At 57.6% G+C, this 12,816-nt stretch carries 14 protein-coding genes; 7 read left to right on the top strand and 7 right to left on the bottom strand.

The window, feature by feature from the left end; translation table 11 throughout:
• Both ACODR9_RS21645 and ACODR9_RS21640 read left to right on the top strand, forming a co-directional pair.
• Positions 1-332, top strand: a 332-nt coding sequence (locus ACODR9_RS21645; protein WP_488812245.1) for a hypothetical protein, incomplete at its 5' end; no start/stop codon positions are given.
• Between the two features lie 80 nt (positions 333-412).
• The gene (locus ACODR9_RS21640) at positions 413-772 is read left to right on the top strand and encodes a hypothetical protein (RefSeq protein ID WP_488812243.1); all 360 of its coding nucleotides are present in this window, start codon (positions 413-415) and stop codon (positions 770-772) included.
• 311 nt (positions 773-1,083) lie between these two features.
• Here the strand turns inward: ACODR9_RS21640 and ubiA are convergent, their stop codons facing one another.
• Positions 1,084-1,956 carry a 4-hydroxybenzoate octaprenyltransferase gene (gene ubiA, locus ACODR9_RS21635; RefSeq protein WP_488812241.1) on the bottom strand — a complete coding sequence of 291 codons (873 nt, stop codon included), beginning with the start codon at positions 1,954-1,956 and terminating at the stop codon, positions 1,084-1,086.
• The gene (locus tag ACODR9_RS21630) at positions 1,953-2,483 is read right to left on the bottom strand and encodes a chorismate--pyruvate lyase family protein (protein ID WP_488812239.1); all 531 of its coding nucleotides are present in this window, start codon (positions 2,481-2,483) and stop codon (positions 1,953-1,955) included. The genes ubiA and ACODR9_RS21630 overlap by 4 nt, the downstream gene beginning before the upstream one ends.
• 163 nt (positions 2,484-2,646) lie before the next feature.
• On the opposite strand from ACODR9_RS21630, the gene ACODR9_RS21625 reads away from it, so the two are divergent.
• The 3 genes from ACODR9_RS21625 to ACODR9_RS21615 all read left to right on the top strand — a co-directional run bounded on the left by ACODR9_RS21625 (position 2,647) and on the right by ACODR9_RS21615 (position 4,337).
• On the top strand, positions 2,647-3,003 hold the full coding sequence (locus ACODR9_RS21625) for a CidA/LrgA family protein (protein WP_488812238.1): 357 nt from the start codon (positions 2,647-2,649) through the stop codon (positions 3,001-3,003).
• Complete coding sequence (locus ACODR9_RS21620) at positions 3,000-3,713, top strand: LrgB family protein (RefSeq protein ID WP_488812236.1); 714 nt, start codon at positions 3,000-3,002, stop codon at positions 3,711-3,713. The genes ACODR9_RS21625 and ACODR9_RS21620 overlap by 4 nt, the downstream gene beginning before the upstream one ends.
• Before the next feature lie 156 nt (positions 3,714-3,869).
• Positions 3,870-4,337, top strand: a complete 468-nt coding sequence (locus ACODR9_RS21615) for a SixA phosphatase family protein (RefSeq protein WP_488812234.1) — start codon at positions 3,870-3,872, stop codon at positions 4,335-4,337.
• A gap of 174 nt (positions 4,338-4,511) precedes the next feature.
• Here ACODR9_RS21615 and metE read toward each other — a convergent pair whose 3' ends face one another.
• The gene (metE, locus tag ACODR9_RS21610; protein ID WP_488812232.1) at positions 4,512-6,794 is read right to left on the bottom strand and encodes a 5-methyltetrahydropteroyltriglutamate--homocysteine S-methyltransferase; all 2,283 of its coding nucleotides are present in this window, start codon (positions 6,792-6,794) and stop codon (positions 4,512-4,514) included.
• 113 nt (positions 6,795-6,907) lie between these two features.
• Between metE and ACODR9_RS21605 the strand changes: the two genes are divergently transcribed.
• Positions 6,908-7,825, top strand: a complete 918-nt coding sequence (locus ACODR9_RS21605) for a LysR family transcriptional regulator (protein ID WP_488812230.1) — start codon at positions 6,908-6,910, stop codon at positions 7,823-7,825.
• An 11-nt stretch (positions 7,826-7,836) separates the two neighbouring features.
• On the opposite strand, the gene ntrC is transcribed toward ACODR9_RS21605, so the two are convergent.
• The 3 genes from ntrC to ACODR9_RS21590 all read right to left on the bottom strand — a co-directional run bounded on the left by ntrC (position 7,837) and on the right by ACODR9_RS21590 (position 10,953).
• A complete protein-coding gene (gene ntrC / locus ACODR9_RS21600) occupies positions 7,837-9,294 on the bottom strand; it encodes a nitrogen regulation protein NR(I) (RefSeq protein WP_488812228.1) in 1,458 nt (485 codons plus the stop codon).
• Positions 9,295-9,320: 26 nt separating this feature from the next.
• Complete coding sequence (gene glnL, locus ACODR9_RS21595) at positions 9,321-10,376, bottom strand: nitrogen regulation protein NR(II) (RefSeq protein WP_488812226.1); 1,056 nt, start codon at positions 10,374-10,376, stop codon at positions 9,321-9,323.
• A gap of 100 nt (positions 10,377-10,476) precedes the next feature.
• Positions 10,477-10,953, bottom strand: a complete 477-nt coding sequence (locus tag ACODR9_RS21590; protein WP_488812224.1) for a DUF4124 domain-containing protein — start codon at positions 10,951-10,953, stop codon at positions 10,477-10,479.
• A gap of 267 nt (positions 10,954-11,220) precedes the next feature.
• On the opposite strand from ACODR9_RS21590, the gene ACODR9_RS21585 reads away from it, so the two are divergent.
• On the top strand, positions 11,221-11,643 hold the full coding sequence (locus tag ACODR9_RS21585; RefSeq protein ID WP_488812222.1) for a BLUF domain-containing protein: 423 nt from the start codon (positions 11,221-11,223) through the stop codon (positions 11,641-11,643).
• A 406-nt stretch (positions 11,644-12,049) separates the two neighbouring features.
• Here the strand turns inward: ACODR9_RS21585 and ACODR9_RS21580 are convergent, their stop codons facing one another.
• Positions 12,050-12,520, bottom strand: coding sequence for an energy transducer TonB (locus ACODR9_RS21580; RefSeq protein ID WP_488812220.1), 471 nt, complete (start codon positions 12,518-12,520; stop codon positions 12,050-12,052).
• Positions 12,521-12,816: the final 296 nt, after the last annotated feature.

Here is a 12,816-nt window from a genome sequence, read left to right as displayed (position 1 = left end):
CTTTCTTTTGCTTCGCCAAAAAGAAAGTACCCAAAGAAAAGGCGACCCGCAGCGCGTCGAATTCCCGCCGCAGCCATCTCGCCCAAGGCGCGGCTGAACTCGCCCCGTGCTACCGTCACGGCGCTCAAACATGCAGCCGCTTAATACCTTGGGCGGCACGTCTGCGTCGGCTTGCGCTGACGGGCCCCGGTCTCGTTGAAGTGGTGTTTGCAGTTAGTCTAAGAAGTTTTTATGCCAATGAATTGTCATTGACTGTTATCGGCCATAAGCGGTCATTGGCTCGGGTCAATCCAATGCAGACATTCTTCTTGAGCAAGATGCGCGATGAATAGGTACTTGTAGCGTGTTTCTGTGTCAATTAGATTATGCGAGAACTGCCCTATGAAGCGTTCTATAACTATCAGGAAACTCCATGATGAAAGCGCTCAGCTTACTGCTACTCGCGGGTCTAACATTTCTCCTGCAGCCAATTGCATTTGCTGCAGAAAAAGCTGATGTGTGCGTTAAATATCGGAAAGACTATGGATGGTCAAAGGGATATCAAGTTCAGGCAACAGTTATTAGCGGCTCCGACCTGAACTCAGCAGTCGGTAGCTTCACACGCTTCAAGAGCTTCTCAACTTACGCAGTTGTGTTCTGGGACAAGAATGAAGCAAGCATTTTTGAGTTGCCTCCAATGGCAATGGGCAGCGTCCCAATGTTTGAAACAGAGGTTGAAGACCAACAAGGCAGGAAATGGAAAATAAAAGAAGGCCATTCAATATGCTATTGACACGGACAAGAGTGCGCTCAACTGCGCTGCGCAGTATTTCAATGTTTCTGAACGACGGCTTATTCAGGTCGGCCTTTACTGATTAGATTCGAAAGCGGAAGTCCACGTCCCATCATTTGGCTTTGGCATACGAAGTCACCCATCTCTCCCGGCATTTCTCACCAAACCGACACCACCCACTGGCCCCGTCAAGCATGCCCACGCAAGCCCTCTTTCCCGCCCGCCGCGCGGAAGCGGCATGCAAACCATCATCTGCGATAGCAGATACAAGCCTGATTTAACTTTGCAGCGATCACCGTCTAGCTACACCATCACTTCAACAGATAACTCAGCACGAGGCCCGCCATCAGCACGGCACCAACGCGGTTGTTGTCCAGAAAGGCCTTGAAGCACAGGCCACGGTGACGGGTGCGGATTTCCAGATACTGCTTGGCAATCAAGCCCAGGCTGACGACCAGGGCGGCGAAGTAGGGCCAGCCCAGTGCCAGGTGCAGGCCTATCCCCGTCATCATGAGGATGAACACGGCATGACACAGCATGATGCCGGTGACGTCGTGATCGCCAAAGGTAATGGCTGAAGTTTTGATGCCGATTTTCAGGTCATCCGGCTTGTCGGCCATGGCATAGGCGGTGTCGTAAGCCACGGTCCAGAAGGCATTGGCTACCAGCAGCAGCCAGGCCAGGGGCGGCACATGGTTGGTGAGTGCGGCAAACGCCATGGGAATGCCAAAGGAGAAGGCAATGCCCAGATAGGCCTGCGGCATGGGGAAAAAGCGCTTGGTGAACGGGTAGCTGGCGGCTACCAGTACCGCCGGTATGCTCATCAGCCAGGTCAGCTGGTTAAGCGGCAATATCAACAGGAAGGAGAGAATGGCCAGCACCAGGGCCAGCCACAGCGCTTCACGCTCGGTCACCGCTCCTCGGGCAAACGGGCGCTGGCTGGTGCGCTCCACATGCATGTCGTAGTGGCGGTCGGCATAGTCGTTGATGACGCAGCCAGCCGAGCGCATCAGGAAGGTGCCGAGCACGAAAATCAGTACCACCAGCGGGTCAGGCTTGCCATTGCCGGCGATCCACAGCCCCCACAGCGTGGGCCACAGCAACAGCAGGGTGCCGATGGGCTTGTCCATGCGCATCAGCTGCTTGTAAACGGTGTAGCGGTCTTTCAGGGCGTGCAGTGTCATCGGGCAAAGTCTTTCAGGGCGGGCAGGAACACCTCGCATACCACCATGGGGGCGTCATTCAGCACAAAGCGGCAGCGGCGTGCCGTCAGGCTGTCCGTTTTGGCCTCGCTGGCCAGATGCAGCGGGTGATTGCGGTCCAGTTGCCGGTAATGCAGGGCGGCGCGCTGTAATTGCGGCAGGCCGCCAAACAGGGTGAAACCCAGCGAGCGGCTGCCCCGGTCCAGAATCGGCTGCCATACCGGGCAGTCCAGGCGGGCGATGCTGCGGGCATAGACTACCGGGGTGTCATCCAGCGTAAGCCGGACATGGCGGGCGTAGAGCGGGCTGCCAGCGGGGAGGCCTAGCAGTATTGCTTCGTCCGGGTGGGCCGTGCTTGCACCCTGAAACAGCGGCTGTACGCCAAAGTGGTGGTCGGTGGCTATCAGCCGCTCGGTGAGCGAGCCGGGCTCAGTGACAAAACCGAGCAGGGCCGGTGCCAGTGCGGGCGGCTGCAGCAGCCAGTGCGAATCCTCGATCATGGCGCGCATTATGCCAAAGCCCGGTGCCGCTTGTCCTGTTTGTAACCGGTAATACGACAATGGGCTTGTCTGTTTATTTCACCGGCGGGCAGCGGCAGGTATGATGAAAGCCCCATGTCCTTGCCCATTGCCAGACTTGTGGCGGCCTGTTGCCGCAAGCGGATTGACCATCATGATTGAAACCCTGTTGTGGCTGGTAGGCTACCAGCTGGCTGGAGAACTGATCAGCCGCACTTTATCCCTGCCATTGCCTGGCCCGGTGTTGGGCATGCTGTTGTTGTTTGCCACGCTGGCCGTGCGCAAATCGGTGCCGGAAAGCATGAAGCTGAATGTGCCGCGCTTTCTGTCGCATTTGTCGCTGCTGTTCATTCCTGCCGGAGCCGCCGTGCTGGCCTACCGGGACTTGCTGGCTGGTTTTGGCTGGCAGCTGATTGTGGTACTGGTGCTGTCCACCACGCTGACCCTGCTGTTGCCCGGCCTGTTGCTCAAGCTGCTGCTGGCGCGTCACCGCCATAAGGAGGGCGCATGAATACCGATGCCGCCCTGAGTGTGATTCGCACCTCCCCCTTGACCGGGGTATTTGTCACCTTGCTGGCCTATAAGCTGGCGGTATTGTTCAACCGCCGCTGCAAGGGGCATCCCTTGTCCAATCCGGTGTTAATTGGTGTATTGCTGTTACTGGCCTGGCTGCTGGCCACTGGCACCGGTTACCGCGACTACATGAAAGGCGGGGTGATGGTGCAGATGCTGCTGGGCCCGGCCACGGTGGCGCTGGCGGTGCCGCTGTATGGCAATCTGTCGCGGCTGAAGCGTGCGGCTGGCCCCTTGGCCATCACCATTGTGTTTGGTGGTGTGGTGGGCATTGTCAGTGCGGTGGGGGTAGGCTGGTTGTTGCAATTGCCGCAGCAGGTGTTGCTGTCGCTGACCACCCGTGCGGTCACCACGCCCATTGCCATGAGTGTGTCACAGGGCATTGGTGGTATTCCGGAGTTGTCGGCCATGTTTGTGATTTTGTCCGGCATTTTCGGCGCGGTCATCGTCAAACCGCTGTTTGGCCTGCTGGGTTTGCGCGACGACATGGTACTGGGCATTGCCACCGGTTTGTCTGCGCACGGCATTGGCACGGCACGGGTGTTTCAGCTGTCGGAAACTGCCGGTGCCTTTGCTGGCCTGGCCATGGGGCTGAACGGCGTGGTGACGGCCATCCTGGTGCCGCTGCTGGCACCCTTGCTGCATTAGTGCCTGGCCAGTGGCTAGGTGTTTGTCCGACATGCGGCTGACACACGGCTGGTGTAGGCTGCCGCACTGCCAGACTGCTATGCGGGTATACGCTGCAGCACCGAGAGGCGACTGCGCCTGATTGTGCTGCAGCACCAACAACAATAACGGAGGTGAATGATGGATCTGATTCTGTGGCGTCATGCCGAAGCGGAAGAGGGGTCGGATGATCTGGCGCGTGCACTCACGCGCCGTGGCCAGCAACAGGCTAGCCAGATGGCTTCCTGGCTGCGCGATCGCCTGCCGCGCGATTTCATTTTGCTGGCATCGGAAGCTAAGCGTTCGCAGCAGACTGCTGCGCTGTTGAGCAAGCGTTATACCGTACTGCCGGAGCTGAACCCGGATGCCTCGGTGGAAGCCGTCATGAAGGCAGTCAACTGGCCGGAGGCGGGCAAGACTATTGTACTGGTTGGCCATCAGCCCTATATCGGGCGTTTGTCCGCCCAGTTGCTGGGTGAGCAGCCCTTGTTGTGGAGCGTGAAAAAAGGGGCGGTGTGGTGGCTGAGCCATCGCGTGCGCCACGATCTGGAGCAAGTACGGCTGAAGGTGATGATGACCCCGAGCATGCTGACACCTGGGGAATGAATCATCCGGTTTGTGCAAAACCCGCCCAGCTGGCGGGTTTTTTTATGCGCAGCAGAAAAATGGCTCCCGAAGGAGCCCTTGATCTGTGGCTAGCAAGCGGGCCGCTGCTGGCCCAGAGAGCGTCTTGCCAAGTCAATGTCAGCAAGGCTGTTCACTGATTCCAATGGCGGCTAATCAGCTGGCGTTAACGGTTAACTGTTGGCGCAGTTTTTTTGCCACCGCCACCATGCGCTGTAGTGCCGCTTCCACTTCTGGCCAGCTGCGGGTTTTCAAGCCGCAATCCGGGTTCACCCACAAGCGGCTGGCCGGAATCACGCGCAGGGCCTTGTGTAGCAGGGCTTCCATATCGGCAGCGCGTGGCGTGCGCGGGCTGTGGATATCGTAGACGCCGGGGCCGATCTGGTTTGGATAGTGAAAACGGGAAAAGTCCTGCAACAGCGTCATGTCCGAGCGTGAGGTTTCAATGGTGATCACGTCAGCATCCAGGGCGGCGATGTGCGGCAGGATGTCGCCAAACGAGGAATAGCACATATGGGTGTGGATCTGGGTGCTGTCATCCAGCCGCCAGCTGCACAGCCGGAAGGCTTCACCCGCCCAGCGCAGGTAGTCGGCCTGGTCTGCCTGCTGTAGCGGTAAGCCTTCGCGGATGGCCGGTTCATCAATCTGGATAATGCGGATGCCGGCGTTTTCCAGCTCCAGCACTTCTTCGTTCAGGGCCAGGGCAATTTGCTTGCACACCGTGCTGCGCGGCAGGTCGTCACGGACAAAACTCCATTGCAGCAGCGTAACCGGCCCGGTCAGCATGCCTTTTACCGGCTTGTTGCTCTGGCTTTGCGCATACACCGCCCATTGCACGGTCATGGCATGGGGGCGCGCCACATCGCCCACGATGATGGGCGGCTTGACGCAGCGGCTGCCATAGCTCTGCACCCAACCCAGCTGGGTAAACACAAAGCCATCCAGCTGCTCGCCAAAGTACTCCACCATGTCGTTGCGCTCAGCCTCGCCATGTACCAGCACATCCAGCCCCAGCGCTTCCTGACGGCGAATGGCCAGGGTAATTTCCTGCTGCATGGCCAACTGGTAGTCGGTAGCGGACAGCTCGCCGCGTTTGAAGGCGGCGCGGGCGCTGCGGATGCTGGCTGTTTGCGGAAAGGAGCCGATGGTGGTGGTGGGCAGCAAGGGGAGCTGTAGCCAGTCCTGTTGTTGCTTTGCCCGGCTGGCGAAGGGGCTGCTGCGCTGATCGGCAGCATCTGGCAGCTGGGCAAGTTTGTGCTGCACGGCAGGCCGGTGAATCAGCGGGCTGCTGCGCCGCATGGACTGCACATGATCGCTGGCCTGCAATTCATGCACGATGCTGGCTCGGCCCTGCATCAGTCCGCGCTGCAGCAGTTTCAGTTCATTCAGTTTTTGTACGGCAAAGGCCAGCCAGCTGCGGATGTCGGCATCCATGGTGGTTTCGGCGGCGGCATCCACCGGGCAGTGCAATAGCGAGCAGCTGGGGGCCAGCCACAGCGTATCGCCCAGCTGTCCGGCCAGTGGCTCCAGCAGGGCCAGTTGGGCGGACAGATTGCTGCGCCAGATATTGCGGCCATCCACAATGCCTGCCGATAGCACTCGGCCTGTCGGCCATTGTTCCGCAAAGACCGGCAGCTGTTCCGGTGCGCGCACCAGGTCCAGATGCAGACCGGCCAGCGGCAGTGCCTTGAGCAGGGCTGCATGCCTGGCCACGCTGCCAAAATAGCTTGCCAGCATGATCTTGAGCGGTGTACGGGCCAGTTGCTGGTAGGCGGGGGCAAAGGATTCCAGCCAGTTGGCGGGCAGGTCCAGCGCCAGGATGGGTTCGTCCAGCTGCAGCCACTCCACGCCTTCGCGCGCCAGTATTTGCAGCAGCTGCGCATAGCATTGCAGCAGTGCCGGCAGTAACTGCAGCCGGTCAAAATCGCCTCCCTTGCATTTGCCCAGCCACAGCAAGGTAAGTGGGCCGATCAGCACCGGTTTGGTCTGGATGCCCAGCGCGCGCGCTTCGGCCAGTTGTGCCAGCAGTGTGGCCGGGTTGGCGCTAAAGCGGGTATCCGCCTGCCATTCCGGTACCAGGTAGTGGTAGTTGCTATCGAACCACTTGGTCATTTCCAGTGCGGGTTGCTGCTGGTTGCCACGTGCCAGCTGGAAATACTGTTCCAGGCTGAGATTGGCAGCATCAAAGCCGAAGCGCGGCGGGATGGCCCCCACCAGAATCTGCGCATCCAGCACATGGTCGTACAGGGAGAAGTCGCCCAGCGGGGATAGCGTGATGCCCGCCCCCTTTTGCAGCAGCCAGTGGCGCTGGCGTAGTTCGCGTGCGCCTTGTTTGAGTGCTTGTTCGTCAATCTGTCCTTGCCAGTAGTTTTCCTGCAGGAACTTGAGTTCACGTTTGGCGCCAATACGGGGAAATCCAGCCAGGTGCAGCGTGGTCATGCGGGGCTCCTTGTTGTCAGTGGCTCCAGCATGGTGGAATTTGATGTATGATTCAAATGCGTAATTTTTGTGTTTTGCATTAAATATTTTCATGATTAAAGCCGGAGCCGACCATGCTGGAACTACGCCATTTGCGCACTTTGATTGCCTTGCAGGAAACCGGCAGCGTGTCACTGGCGGCGGAACGGGTATTTCTTACCCAATCGGCGCTGTCGCATCAGTTGAAGCAACTGGAGGCTTACTATCAGCAGCCCTTGTTTGAACGTAAAAGCCAGCCACTGCGCTTTACCCTGGCCGGGGAACGTCTGCTGGCGCTGGCGCATGAGCTGCTGGGCCGTGTGGCTGCGGCTGAGCGTGATGTGGCACGTATCCGTGAGGGCGAGGCGGGGGAGTTGCGCGTGGCGGTGGAGTGCCACACCTGCTTTGACTGGCTGATGCCGGCCATGGATCGCTTTCGTCAGCACTGGCCTGCGGTGGAGCTGGACATTGTGTCCGGCTTTCATGCCGATCCGGTCAGCCTGTTGCTGACACAAAGGGCTGATCTGGCGATTGTGTCAGAGATTGAAGCCCAGGCCGGTATTGTGCATCAGCCCCTGTTTGCCTATGAGATGGTGGGCATTGTGGCGCGGGATCATCCATTGGCTAACAAGAAAGTGTGGCAGGCCGAGGACTTTGCCGGGGAAACGCTGATCCAGTACCCGGTGCCGGATGACATGCTGGATCTGTGGCGCAAGGTATTGCTGCCGGCGGGGGTGAATCCGCAGCGGCGCAGCAGCGAGCTGACGGTGGCCATTATTCAACTGGTGGCCAGTCGGCGCGGGGTGGCGGCGCTACCGTACTGGGCGGTGCGGCCTTATCTGGAAAAGGGCTATGTGGTGGCGCGTACCATTGGCGATGGCGGCTTGCGCAGCGAACTCTATGCTGCCGTGCGTAGCGAGGATGCGCCGCTTGCCTTCATGCAGGATTTTCTGGCCACGGTAAGGGAGCGCAGCTTTGCCACGCTCCCCGGCCTCACCGTCTTGGCCGGCTAGCCGGTCAGTGCCTATGCATGGTCGGCATGTTCGTCATGCCCTTCCATGCCCAGCTCCTGAATCTTGCGGGTGAGCGTATTGCGGCCCCAGCCCAGCAAGTGGGCAGCTTCCACCTTGCGGCCACCGGTGTGTGCCAGGCCGGTGCGGATGCAGCTTTCCTCAAAGCGCCGGGTCAGGTCGTCGATGATGCCGACTTCACCGGCACGCAGCCGCCGTGCCACTTCCTCGGCCAGGCCCAGCGTCCAGTCCACCACGTGCACAGCGCTGCTGACTGTCGGGTTGCCATCGCTCTCGCTGGCCGGTGCTGCGCTTTCCGGTTCGCGCAGTTCGGCGGGCAGGTCGCCCACTTCCACCTGCTGGCCCGGTGCCATCACGGTAATCCACTGACACAGGTTTTCCAGCTCGCGCACATTACCGGTAAAGCTGTGGAACTTGATGACCTCCATGGCAGCTTCGGTCAGGCGTTTGGGTTCCACCCCCAGACTGCTAGCGCTCTTGGCCAGAAAGTGACGGGTCAGCAGCGGGATGTCTTCACGCCGTTCGCGCAAGGGCGGCAGGCGCAGGCGAATCACGTTCAGGCGGTGAAACAGGTCTTCGCGGAACAGGCCGCGTTTGACGCGGTCTTCCAGGTTTTGATGCGTGGCGGCAATCACCCGCACATTGGCCTTGATCGGCACATGGCCGCCCACGCGGTAGAAGTGTCCGTCGGACAGCACGCGCAGCAGCCGGGTTTGCAGCTCGGTGGGCATGTCGCCGATTTCATCCAGAAACAGCGTGCCGCCTTCGGCTTCTTCAAAACGACCGCGACGGGTGGCCAGTGCGCCGGTAAACGCGCCTTTTTCGTGGCCGAACAGTTCGGATTCCAGCAGGTCTTTCGGAATGGCCGCCGTATTCAAGGCAATGAACGGTTTGCTGGAACGTACCGAATGGCGGTGCAACGCTTCGGCCACCCGCTCCTTGCCGGTACCGGACTCGCCGGTAATCAGCACGGTAACGTGGGATTGCGACAGCCGACCAATGGCGCGGAACACATCCTGCATGGCCGGGGCCTGGCCTAGCAGCACCGGCATGGCTTCCACGCCGCCGGTGGCTTCGATCTGGCTATTGCTTTCCGCCAGTGCGCGCTCGATCAGCTGTACTGCCTGATCGACATCAAAGGGCTTGGGCAGGTATTCGAATGCGCCGCCCTGAAATGCTGCGACAGCTGAATCCAGATCGGAGTGGGCGGTCATGATGATGACCGGCAGCTGCGGGTGATCCGCTTTTACCTTGGACAAAAATTTCAGGCCGTCAGTACCCGGCATACGAATGTCGGAGATGATGACGCGCGGCGTGTTGTCGTACAGGGCATTGAGTGCGTCATCGGCACTGGAGAAGCTGTCAAAGCCGATGCCGCTGCGGCCGAGCGCCTTTTCCAGTACCCAGCGGATGGCCTTGTCGTCATCGATGATCCACACCGGGTTATTCATAGCAGCCCTCGTTTCTGTTATTGGGTTCAATCCGCGTTGCTGAAGGGCAGCATCACGGTAAAGCAGGTCTGGCCGGGGCGGGATTCAAATTCGATGCTGCCGCCATGCTGGTGCACATAGGCCTGGGCCAGTGTCAGCCCCAGGCCGGTGCCTTCGGCGCGTCCGGTAACCAGGGGATAGAAAATGTGGTCCCTGATTTCTTCCGGAATACCGGGGCCGTTGTCGACAATCTGCAATTTTAATGCCAGCAGGTGACGCTTCCGCGCCAAGGTGACTTGCCGGGCCACTCTGGTGCGTAAAATCACCTCGCCCGTGGCCTTCATGGCCTGGATGGCATTCTTGACGATATTGAGCACCACCTGGATCAGCTGTTCCTTGTCGGCCACCATGTGTGGCAGGCTGGTGTCGTAATCGCGACGGATGACCAGGCCTTGCGGGTACTCGGCCAGCGCAATGCTGCGTACCCGCTCCAGCACTTCGTGGATATTGATTTCGCTGCGCACGTGGCGGCGATGCGGAGCCAGCAGGCGGTCTACCAAGGATTGCAGGCGCAGTGCTTCTTCCTGAATCACCTCGGTGTATTCCTTCAGCTCCGGCCGGTCAGACAGCTCATGCTCCAGCAGCTGTGCTGCGCCACGAATACCGCCCAGTGGGTTCTTGATTTCATGCGCCAGATTGCGGATCAACTCGCGATTGGCCTGCTGTTGCAGCAAAAGTCGCTCTTCATTGGCAATTTTCAGTTGCTGATCCAGTGGCCGCAGCTCTACCAGCGCCAGCCGGCCTTCGGCATCAATGGGGGTGACGGACAGGGCAATGTGCAGTGGCTGCTCGCCATGCGGCGTGCGCAGCTCCAGGTCGTGCTCGATATAGCTGGAGTTGTGTTGCAGTGCAGTGGCAAGGGCTTGCCGCAGGGCAGGGCTGTCTTGCAGCAGCTCGAATAGCGTATGGCGTAATAGCTCGCGCCGGCCAATGGCCAGCAGGTTTTCACAGGCGGGGTTGGCAAATTCGAGTCTGCCGTCGGCGTGGGCAATCAGCACCGGGGTGTCGAGTAATTCCAGGCCGGCAAAGCTGGGAGAGTTCATGGTGCTCCGAATCGGATGGGGCTGTGCCTGAAGCTATTAGCAATAAGCACGCCAAGCCAGAGCACAGCGAATGCACGAAATCGGCCTTAATTATGCACCATTATTGTGCGGAGGATGCGGATTGCCCCAATTCGCGGCGTAGCGAGCTAATGTTCTTCTGCCGATCGGTTACTGCGTCTTTCAGCTTCTGTACCCGGTCCAGGTATTTTTGGTAGTTACGGGTTTCATCCCCGTTGCGGGTGGCTGCACCGTCGGTGTAGGCCTTTTGTGCATCGGCCAGCGCTTTTTGCTCATTGGCCAGTTCGCCTTCCAGAATCTTGCGTCGGCCCTCATCCCGCTTGGTCTGGGTACCGTTGTCCACACTGGGGTAGCCGTCCGGTGTCGAGGCAGGCTTGCTGCTGCCCGAAGTGCGTGGCTTGTTGCCGCCATAGGTGGACAGCGGTGCCAGGTGCATGGGCTTGGCGCCCTTGATCGGCACATTGGTGAAGGTGACATTGCCGTTGGCATCGATGTATTTGTATACCTCGGCCTGGGCCAGGCCACAAGTCAGCAGCAGGCAGAACGCAAGGGTTTTCATGGTGTTGGGCATCTGCGGTGAAAACGGGTGGACGTGACACTATGATAAGCAAAAGGTTGGCGCGCGTCACATCTGCATAACAACAATGCGGTGGCCAGCATGCCTTGAATCTGCTGAATGTGTCATCATGCGCTCGGGCTTCACGTTGTGCCAATGGCATGATATGTGCCTGCATTTGATGTTCAGTCGCCATGCAGAAGGTCATGAGGAAATGTTTGCAGTCATCCGTTCGGGCCTGCGCCCTGTAACTTTGCAGAAAGCCTGCCCATGCTGATCCAGTTGCTTTATTCCAGCAAGGCCACCACGGCATTGTCGCCTGCTGAATTGACGGCAATTCTGGACAAGTCGGTGGCCAATAACCAGGCCCGGCAGATTACCGGCCTGTTGCTATACCGCGATGGCTGTTTCTTGCAGCTGCTGGAGGGAGAGGCTGCCGTGGTGGAAGAGGCCTTCAGGAGAATCAGCCTTGATCCGCGCCATCATCAGGTGGAGTCGCTATTTTGCAGTGAATGCAAACAACGGGAGTTTGCTCAGTGGTATATGGGTTTCCGTGTGCCGCAGCCTGAAGCGCTGGCAACGTTTCCCCAGTTTGCCCCGGTGTTCGATCCGGCATTTGACGTCAGCCAGCTGGTTGTCGCGCCGCAGGATGGCCTGGCCATGCTCAAGGCTTTTGCCGCGTTACCGGACTGAGCGACCTTCAAGTAGTGGCTGTTGCCATGAAAAAACCCGCACAAGCAGCGCTGTGCGGGTTTTTCTGTATCCGGCAAGGCGTCCGTGGACGCCCAAACCTGATTCAGCGAGAAGTATTCGTCTTTATTTAAATCAATAACTTATTGATGTTTTGTATAAAAAGGGGGCAAAACGGGGGCGCGTACAGTGATTGCACTAATTTGGTGCATTAATTCAGTGATGCACCAATCATGCCCACCACTAGCATGAGCGCAGGCAAGCACGGGTATGTAACTAGATGAATATTCTATCCAAGGCTAGGGTCTCTATCGAGATGGATTGTTTCAACTCTACAGCTAGAATAATCATAATTTACAGTCAATAGTAGTTCCAAGATTTTTAAATTATCTTTTGAAATTAAATAAATTCACTCTGGTTTAAATGTAAGAGTTAAATTTAAATGATTTATGGAATTTTCTCCGTCTGGCAATTTGGGAAATCTTTCCGCAGAAAATATAGCATTTAGAACAGATTGGTCATAATCTAGGTTGCCGCTAGACTTGATTAGGGTTGCGGAGTAAACCTCAAGAGTTGGAAGTAGTCTTACGCGAACAATTGCCGCTGATGGGATGTTTTCTCCTTTCTTGATATGTACAAGAGGTCGAATTTTTGCAATAATTTTAACAGACCAAGCCGCCAAATTAGGATTGATGGGAACTGATTTTTCTACCGGGGAAGGAATGACTTTATTTGTCGGCGATAGAGATGTATTTGCTGTGTCAGGAATGGAGCGTGATACATTGATGCAGCCAGTGATACTGATCAGCATCATTGTAATGAATAATAATTTAGTTGTATTCATCGGTTTCGTCGTTTTGTTGATATATTGTACAGCCATCTTGTTTTAATTTCCGATTTCCATAGCTAACCATCCATGATCTGTCGAACTAGGCAAGAATTTCAGCGCTGCGCTTTCATTCCATGGTCGGGGTCTCTATCGAAGTGTGGCTGGAAAGCCAGTACAGGCGTTTATTTCTAGTCTGTGGAAACTTGATCTGTACACAAATCTATACACATTTAATCCTGGCCAGACTGAAGTCTGGATAGCAGTGGGGGACAGCACAAGTTAGTTGAGGTCCAAGATATACCAATTTTTTGACAGCTTTTAGTCCAGATATAGCACTTGTGGCATAC

It is taken from the genome of Aquitalea sp. FG25 (genome assembly GCF_057809375.1).
Note: the sequence above shows the minus strand (reverse complement) of the source record. Positions and strands in the feature narration are given on the sequence as shown.

What these genes read in the sequence shown, in the direction of transcription:
- ntrC (WP_488812228.1), bottom strand. Translation starts at nt 9,294, where the DNA reads ATGAATAACCCGGTGTGGATCATCGATGACGACAAGGCCATCCGCTGG.
- ACODR9_RS21585 (WP_488812222.1), top strand. Translation starts at nt 11,221, where the DNA reads ATGCTGATCCAGTTGCTTTATTCCAGCAAGGCCACCACGGCATTGTCG.
- glnL (WP_488812226.1), bottom strand. Translation starts at nt 10,376, where the DNA reads ATGAACTCTCCCAGCTTTGCCGGCCTGGAATTACTCGACACCCCGGTG.
- ACODR9_RS21590 (WP_488812224.1), bottom strand. Translation starts at nt 10,953, where the DNA reads ATGAAAACCCTTGCGTTCTGCCTGCTGCTGACTTGTGGCCTGGCCCAG.
- ubiA (WP_488812241.1), bottom strand. Translation starts at nt 1,956, where the DNA reads ATGACACTGCACGCCCTGAAAGACCGCTACACCGTTTACAAGCAGCTG.
- ACODR9_RS21630 (WP_488812239.1), bottom strand. Translation starts at nt 2,483, where the DNA reads ATGCGCGCCATGATCGAGGATTCGCACTGGCTGCTGCAGCCGCCCGCA.
- ACODR9_RS21625 (WP_488812238.1), top strand. Translation starts at nt 2,647, where the DNA reads ATGATTGAAACCCTGTTGTGGCTGGTAGGCTACCAGCTGGCTGGAGAA.
- ACODR9_RS21615 (WP_488812234.1), top strand. Translation starts at nt 3,870, where the DNA reads ATGATGGATCTGATTCTGTGGCGTCATGCCGAAGCGGAAGAGGGGTCG.
- ACODR9_RS21605 (WP_488812230.1), top strand. Translation starts at nt 6,908, where the DNA reads ATGCTGGAACTACGCCATTTGCGCACTTTGATTGCCTTGCAGGAAACC.
- ACODR9_RS21640 (WP_488812243.1), top strand. Translation starts at nt 413, where the DNA reads ATGATGAAAGCGCTCAGCTTACTGCTACTCGCGGGTCTAACATTTCTC.
- ACODR9_RS21580 (WP_488812220.1), bottom strand. Translation starts at nt 12,520, where the DNA reads ATGGCTGTACAATATATCAACAAAACGACGAAACCGATGAATACAACT.
- metE (WP_488812232.1), bottom strand. Translation starts at nt 6,794, where the DNA reads ATGACCACGCTGCACCTGGCTGGATTTCCCCGTATTGGCGCCAAACGT.
- ACODR9_RS21620 (WP_488812236.1), top strand. Translation starts at nt 3,000, where the DNA reads ATGAATACCGATGCCGCCCTGAGTGTGATTCGCACCTCCCCCTTGACC.